General features: G+C 61.5%; 5 protein-coding genes and 1 pseudogene. 4 read left to right on the top strand and 2 right to left on the bottom strand.

The window, feature by feature from the left end; all coding sequences use genetic code 11:
• Positions 1-1362 (bottom strand): recombinase family protein (locus tag ACFIQF_RS06420; RefSeq protein ID WP_393941187.1); only part of this gene is annotated, 1362 nt, incomplete at its 3' end.
• 53 nt (positions 1363-1415) lie between these two features.
• Positions 1416-2117 (bottom strand): annotated as a pseudogene (locus tag ACFIQF_RS06415) (magnesium chelatase domain-containing protein); the annotation flags it as partial.
• 263 nt (positions 2118-2380) lie between these two features.
• On the opposite strand from ACFIQF_RS06415, the gene ACFIQF_RS06410 reads away from it, so the two are divergent.
• The 4 genes from ACFIQF_RS06410 to ACFIQF_RS06395 all read left to right on the top strand — a co-directional run bounded on the left by ACFIQF_RS06410 (position 2381) and on the right by ACFIQF_RS06395 (position 6055).
• Positions 2381-3112, top strand: a complete 732-nt coding sequence (locus ACFIQF_RS06410; RefSeq protein WP_393941208.1) for a TorF family putative porin — start codon at positions 2381-2383, stop codon at positions 3110-3112.
• Positions 3113-3154: 42 nt separating this feature from the next.
• The gene (locus ACFIQF_RS06405; RefSeq protein ID WP_393941207.1) at positions 3155-3493 is read left to right on the top strand and encodes a P-II family nitrogen regulator; all 339 of its coding nucleotides are present in this window, start codon (positions 3155-3157) and stop codon (positions 3491-3493) included.
• Between the two features lie 76 nt (positions 3494-3569).
• Positions 3570-4871 (top strand): ammonium transporter, encoded by a 1302-nt coding sequence (locus ACFIQF_RS06400; RefSeq protein WP_393941185.1) that lies wholly within the window; start codon positions 3570-3572, stop codon positions 4869-4871.
• Positions 4872-5107: 236 nt separating this feature from the next.
• Entirely contained in the window at positions 5108-6055 is a 948-nt protein-coding gene (locus ACFIQF_RS06395; protein ID WP_393941184.1) for an SMP-30/gluconolactonase/LRE family protein, read from the top strand.
• Positions 6056-6271 lie beyond the last annotated feature (216 nt).

Here is a 6271-nt window from a genome sequence, read left to right as displayed (position 1 = left end):
CCGTGACGGTGGTCGTGGCATAACTCCGTCTGGGGTTTGGGGACGTGTGCTCTCAGGTCGGGTTGTGCAACAAAGCCCATCAATTGCAATGACTCTTCGTTCTTGCTCTCTGATGGTGTTGATGACAATCGAAGGCATATCGGATGCCCCATCAGCTATGGCATCCGTCAGCCGCTGGGCCTTCTCTTTTGAAAGCTGGCGTTCGCTTCGGAGGGCTTGAAGTTTGTTGGCAATTTCATCGCTCTGAACCTGCGATTCATGGTTGTTCAGGAAGCGTCGTACATCCAACTGTTTGACACAGCCAATGATCACCTGAAGAACAACATCGAATTTAAAGGCGGGACAGGTGCAATCACCTTTTCTTACTGCCTGACTGCACCTCAAGTAAGTTCCACCTTTCGGTAGCTTTCCTTTGTCGATGAACTGGATTCCGGAGCCGCATCGGCATTTCATTAATCCGGTCAGCGGGTTCCTGAAGGCAGCGCCTTTCCGGCCACGGCCAGTTACCCTTCGTTGACGCATTGCAATCTTGGCTCGTAGGAACGTCTCCTTGTCCAGAATCGCCGGGTAGTAGCCAACAATTGGTTCTCCCTCCGGTACACGTTTCAAATTTCCCTGATCATTTTCCTTGTACACGTGGGGTTGGTAGTCCCCGAAGACCGCGAGTGAGTCAGCGATTTTTTTGATGTACGACTCGTTCCAGACCTTGCTGCGACCCCATGGTTTAGGCCCGTTCATTGTTAAGTCTTTGGCGATGCTTCCTGCACCACGTCCAGCAAGGATTTCATCAAAAATCCTTCGAACAATTTCGGCTCGGTCATGAATGATTTCGTACCCTGATCGGTCGGATTTCATCTTCAGCCACGCCGGTGCAAGCTTGGTCAGGGGTTTGCCGATCTTCCGCGCTTCACTTCGTTTTTCAGACCACGCAGCGCCGAGCATGGACGATTTCCGGCGTGACTCATCATGGGCACGCACCATGGAAAGAAGTGCGTACATCAACGAAAAGGAGTCTTGATCGACATTCTTGGTGGAGAACTCCTTGTTCTCACTCAGGGCAACGACGACTATTCCAGCATGGATGATCGAAGTCAGTAGTTGAAGAGCGTTGGACACCTTGTCGCGCGACAAGCGGTCAATAGATTCCACGATCAGGTAACTTCCCTGCGCGATCTTGCCGCTTTCAACTTGTTCAAGGAAGTTCTTCAACGCGCCTATCTGTGCGTTCTTTCCACGGAAACCGGAGACGCCAATGTCATCGAAGCGTTGTTCAATTTCTAGGCCTTTGCGCAGTGCGTAGGCGTCAGCAGCAGCAATTTGCCGCCGCAAGGAATCACCGGTGATCTGTTCCGGCGTAGACATGCGGATGTACGAGTAAGCCTTTGGCATGCCATCATTTTAATCAGCCACAGCTTGAGCACGTTGTGGCCGCCGCAGGCCGCTATCTCCAGCGCCCGCTTGCTGGCGGCCTGGCCTTTGACGTCGCGCATGTCGGCAGCGGCTTCGTCCGCCATGGGCGCTTGCGGCGGTACGCGCTGCCACTGGCTGGCAATGCCCTGCTGGCCGTTGTTGTTATCTGCTGCATTGTGGTGCGTGCTGGCCGGCGCCAGGTGCTGCACCACGTCCAGCAGGTGGGCGGCGCGGTAGACCTCGGCATCGGGCACCAGGGCGGCTTCTTCGGCACTGCCCGGCGGCAGCACCTGGCGCACGCGCTGACCACGCTGGTGCAGATCCATGCTGGCGGCCAGGGAGCCGCGCACCGGGCGCAGCGCGCCAGAGAGCGACAGCTCGCCCGCGAACTCATAGCCTTCGAGCCCCTGGCTCGGCAACTGGCCCGAGGCGGCCAGGATGCCGATGGCAATGGGCAAGTCGTAGCGGCCCGAATCCTTGGGCAGATCGGCCGGCGCCAGGTTGACGGTGATGCGCTTGCTGTGCGGAAACTCCAGCCCGCTGTTTTGCAGGGCCGAACGCACGCGCTCGCGCGCTTCTTTGACTTCGGTATCCGCCAGGCCCACCAGGGTGAAGCTGGGCAGGCCATTGGCCAAATGCACCTCAACGGACACGGGATGGGCGGTCAGACCGACCAGGGCGCGGCTGTGCACCACGGCGAGACTCATGCGGGGCTCCCTTATTGCACCAAATTGGTGCATTGCACGCCCCGGCGGTGCCAGGGCTGGGCCAGCATGGCCAATGCGGGCGCTGGCGACAAGCCACCTTGGTCAAAACCTGTGCAGGACGCCGCCCGGTCAGCATAAAAAAAGGAGCAGCCAGCGCTTGTTGGCGGTGCATTTACAGCGGGTTGCCAGCGGAATTGGCACGCTCTGTGCATTGCTTGGGCAACGAGCAACGAGATCACAAACCAAGGAGTGTGGCAATGGCGATGAGCAACAGGGGTTGGATGGGGTTGGTAGCTGCAGCGTGTCTGGCGCTGCCGGTGGTGGCTAGCGCGCAGTTGTCGGCCAACGTGGCACTGACGACCAATTACAAGTTCCGTGGTCAGGACCAGAAGACCTCCAGCGCCCAGTGGGTGAAGCCGGCGCTGCAAGGCGGTGTGGATTACGCGTTTGGCGATTCGGGCTTTTATGTGGGCAACTGGAACTCGACCGTGCAGTGGCTCGACGGCAACCGCGTGGAGATGGATCTGTACGGCGGCTACAAGTTCAAGGCCGCCGACGTGGATTGGGATGTGGGCGTGCTCACCTATATCTACCCCGGCAACACCTCGGGCAATACCACCGAGCTGTATGGCGCTGGTACTTACGGCCCGGTGACGGTGAAGTATTCGCACACGGTGTCGAAAGACTATTTCGGCTGGGCCGGCAACAAGGTGGACGGCTCGATGAAGGGCCGCAACACCGGTTATTTGAATGTGGCTTTTGCCCAGGAAGTGGCGCCCAAGACAACGCTGAAGCTGGCCGTGGGTTACACGCGCTTTTCCAGCGACATCAAGGATCTGGGCGTGCCCAACTACTTTGATTACAGCGTGGGCGGCAGCTACGACCTGGGCGATGGTCTGTCGCTGAGCGCGGCCTGGGTGGGCGCCAACAAGAGCAGCGATTTTGGTTTTGTGAACAAGGGCCGGGCGATTGTGACGCTGGCCAAAACTTTCTGATGCAGCGCCGCTGCAGCATGTGACGAGGAGTTAGCTATGACGATGAAACTGGTAGTGGCGGTGATCAAGCCCTTCAAGCTCGACGAGGTGCGTGAGGCGCTGTCCGATATTGGGGTGCAAGGCATCACGGTGAGCGAGGTGAAGGGCTTTGGCCGCCAAAAAGGCCATACCGAGCTGTACCGCGGCGCCGAGTACGTGGTGGACTTTTTGCCCAAGGTGAAGCTGGAGATCGCGGTGAGCGAGGACCTGGTGGACCGGGTGATCGAGGCCATCGAGAGCGCGGCGCGCACCGGCAAGATCGGCGACGGCAAGATTTTTGTCTCGACGCTGGAGCAGGTGGTGCGTATCCGGACCGGCGAAACCGGCACCAACGCCATTTGAAACGCTATTCATTCAGTAGCTGAGTGCCTGGGCAACGGGCGCGGAGCCGAACTTATCTTCCAAGGGTGTGAACAACATGCGACGACTACTTTCTCTGGCCGGCTTGGCCGCAACAGCCCTGGCTGCTGCCGGTAGCGCAATGGCAGCCGATGCGGCGCCCGTGCTCAACAGCGGCGATACCGCGTGGATGCTGACCTCCACCATGCTGGTGATCTTGATGGTGATTCCCGGCCTGGCGCTGTTCTACGGCGGCCTGGTGCGCAGCAAGAACATGCTGTCGGTGCTGGCCCAGGTGTTTGTGATTTTTTCGCTGATCACCGTGCTGTGGGCGGTGTACGGCTATTCGCTCACCTTTGCCGGCGAAGGCAATTTCTACGGCGGCTTTGACAAGCTCTTCCTCGCCGGTATCAAGCCCGACACGCTGTCGACGGCGCTGGCCACGATTCCGGAGTTTGTGTTTGTCTCGTTCCAGTCGACCTTTGCGGCCATTACCGTGGCGCTGATCGTGGGCGCGTTTGCCGAGCGCATCAAGTTCTCGGCGGTGATGCTGTTCTCGGTGCTGTGGTTCACCTTCAGCTACATCCCGATGGCGCACATGGTCTGGGGCGGCGGCCTGCTGGCCAAGGACGGCGCGCTGGATTTTGCCGGCGGCACCGTGGTGCACATCAACGCCGCTGTGGCCGGCCTGGTGGGCTCGTACATGGTGGGCAAGCGCATCGGCTTTGGCCGCGAAGCGCTGGCACCGCACAGCCTGACGCTGACCATGGTGGGCGCATCGCTGCTGTGGGTGGGCTGGTTCGGCTTCAACGCCGGCTCGGCAGGCGCTGCCAACGGTATTGCCGGCCTGGCTTTCATCAACACCATTTTGGCCACCGGCGCAGCCGCTGTGGCGTGGATTGCCGCCGAAGCGCTGCACAAGGGCAAGGCTTCGATGCTGGGCGCCGCCTCGGGCGCTGTGGCCGGCCTGGTGTGCATCACCCCGGCAGCCGGTTTTGTGGGCCCGATGGGTTCCATCGTGATGGGCATCATCGCTGGCCCGCTGTGCCTGTGGGGCGTGTCCGGCCTCAAGCGCATGCTCAAGGCTGACGACACCTGCGACGTGTTCGGCGTGCACGGTGTGGGCGGTATCTTGGGTGCGGTGCTCACCGGCGTGTTCTGCGCTGGCAGCCTGGGCGGTGTGGAGCCGGCCGATTACAACATGGCGCACCAAGTGTGGGTGCAGGTCAAGAGCGTGCTGGTGACCCTGGTATGGTCGGGCGTAGTGGCAGCGGTGTCGTTTGCGATCTGCAAGTACACCATCGGTCTGCGTGTGTCGGAAGAGTCCGAGCGCGAAGGCCTGGACATCAGCAGCCACGGCGAAGCCGCCTACGGCCGCTGAGCCCGAACCGGCGGCTGGGGCCAAGCGGGGCCCGGCCGCCACAAGATTTGCGAGTGACTTCAGCGCCCCGGTGCCGCAAGCCCGGGGCGTTTTTTCTTGCGGTTTTTGGTGCTTCAGGGGCGGTGGCTGCGGCCATGGCCGGGTTCTGTAAAGAGCCCTGGGGTGCCTGGTATTTTTGGCAGTACAGGCAGTAGCATGCGGTACTGCGCGCGTGCAACGTTTTTCAGGAATTTCTCATGGCTTGGCATACCGTCGTCTCCCAACCCTTTGCGCTGGGCGAATCCCCGTTCTGGCAGGCCAGCGGTGGTGTGCTCTACGGCGTGGACGTGGCGGGCAAAAAACTCTGGCGCACCATGCCCGGCTCAGGCTACCTGGACCGCTGGGACCTGCCGGCCGAACCCGGCTGCGTGGCACCCGCCCGCAGCGGCGGCGTGCTGGACGGCTGGGTGGTGGTGCTGCGCGACCGCGTGTGCCGCGCCACCGATTGGGGCGGCGAGCTGCACGAGATTGCACGCCTGCCGATCGACCCGGCCACCGAGCGTGGCAACGATGGCCGCTGCGACGCCCAGGGGCGCCTCTGGGTAGGCACCATCCACGAGCCGGCCAGCGGCCCGCGCCAGCCCGTAGGCGCGCTCTACTGTGTAGATGGCAGCAGTGGCACCACCGTGGTGCGCCAGGTGCTGAGCGGCGTGGCCAACGCCAACGGCCTGGCCTGGTCGCCCGACCGCCGCACCATGTACTGGGCAGACACGCCAACGCACACCGTCAAGCGCTACCAGTGCGACGTGAACGGCAACCCGCAAGGCGCGGGCGAGGTGTTCATCGAGTTCGAGCCCAAGCCCGAGGGCTGGCAACCGGGCGAGCCCGGCTACGGCGGCCGCCCCGATGGCGCAGCAGTAGACGTGGACGGCAACTACTGGTGCGCCATGTTCGAAGGCGGGCGCGTGCTGCAAATATCGCCACGCGGCGACATCCTCGCCCAGCACTACACACCCGCGCTCTGCCCCACCATGCCCTGCTTTGGCGGCAGCGACGGGCGCACGCTGTACCTGACCTCTGCCCGCCACGGCCGCAGCAAAGAAGAGCTGGCGCAGCTGCCGTTGTCGGGCTGTGTGTTTGCGATGAGGGTAGGAGTAGCAGGACTGCCCACCCAACCCTGGCGAGAACTGGGGCATGGGTTTTGATGGCTTTGCCATTTCCGTGAGGACTTAACCACGGTGACGAAACGAGTGATGATGGGGCGTTTGCAGTTTTCGTTTTGGGGTGGCGACAGAGGCGCTCAGGCTTTGTTGCAATGGTTTGCCGTACCAAGGTACTGTCTGCACCATCGGCGTCGCGCCTGACCACCTCTGTCGCCATTGAGGTTAGAGATTCGAAGGCCCACTTCGCTGCAGGGCAAT

The sequence above is a fragment of the Comamonas trifloxystrobinivorans genome (assembly GCF_043359985.1).
Lineage (GTDB): Bacteria > Pseudomonadota > Gammaproteobacteria > Burkholderiales > Burkholderiaceae_C > Comamonas > Comamonas trifloxystrobinivorans.
The sequence above is the reverse complement of the archived record's forward strand: the minus strand, read 5'-3'. Positions and strand labels throughout refer to the sequence as shown.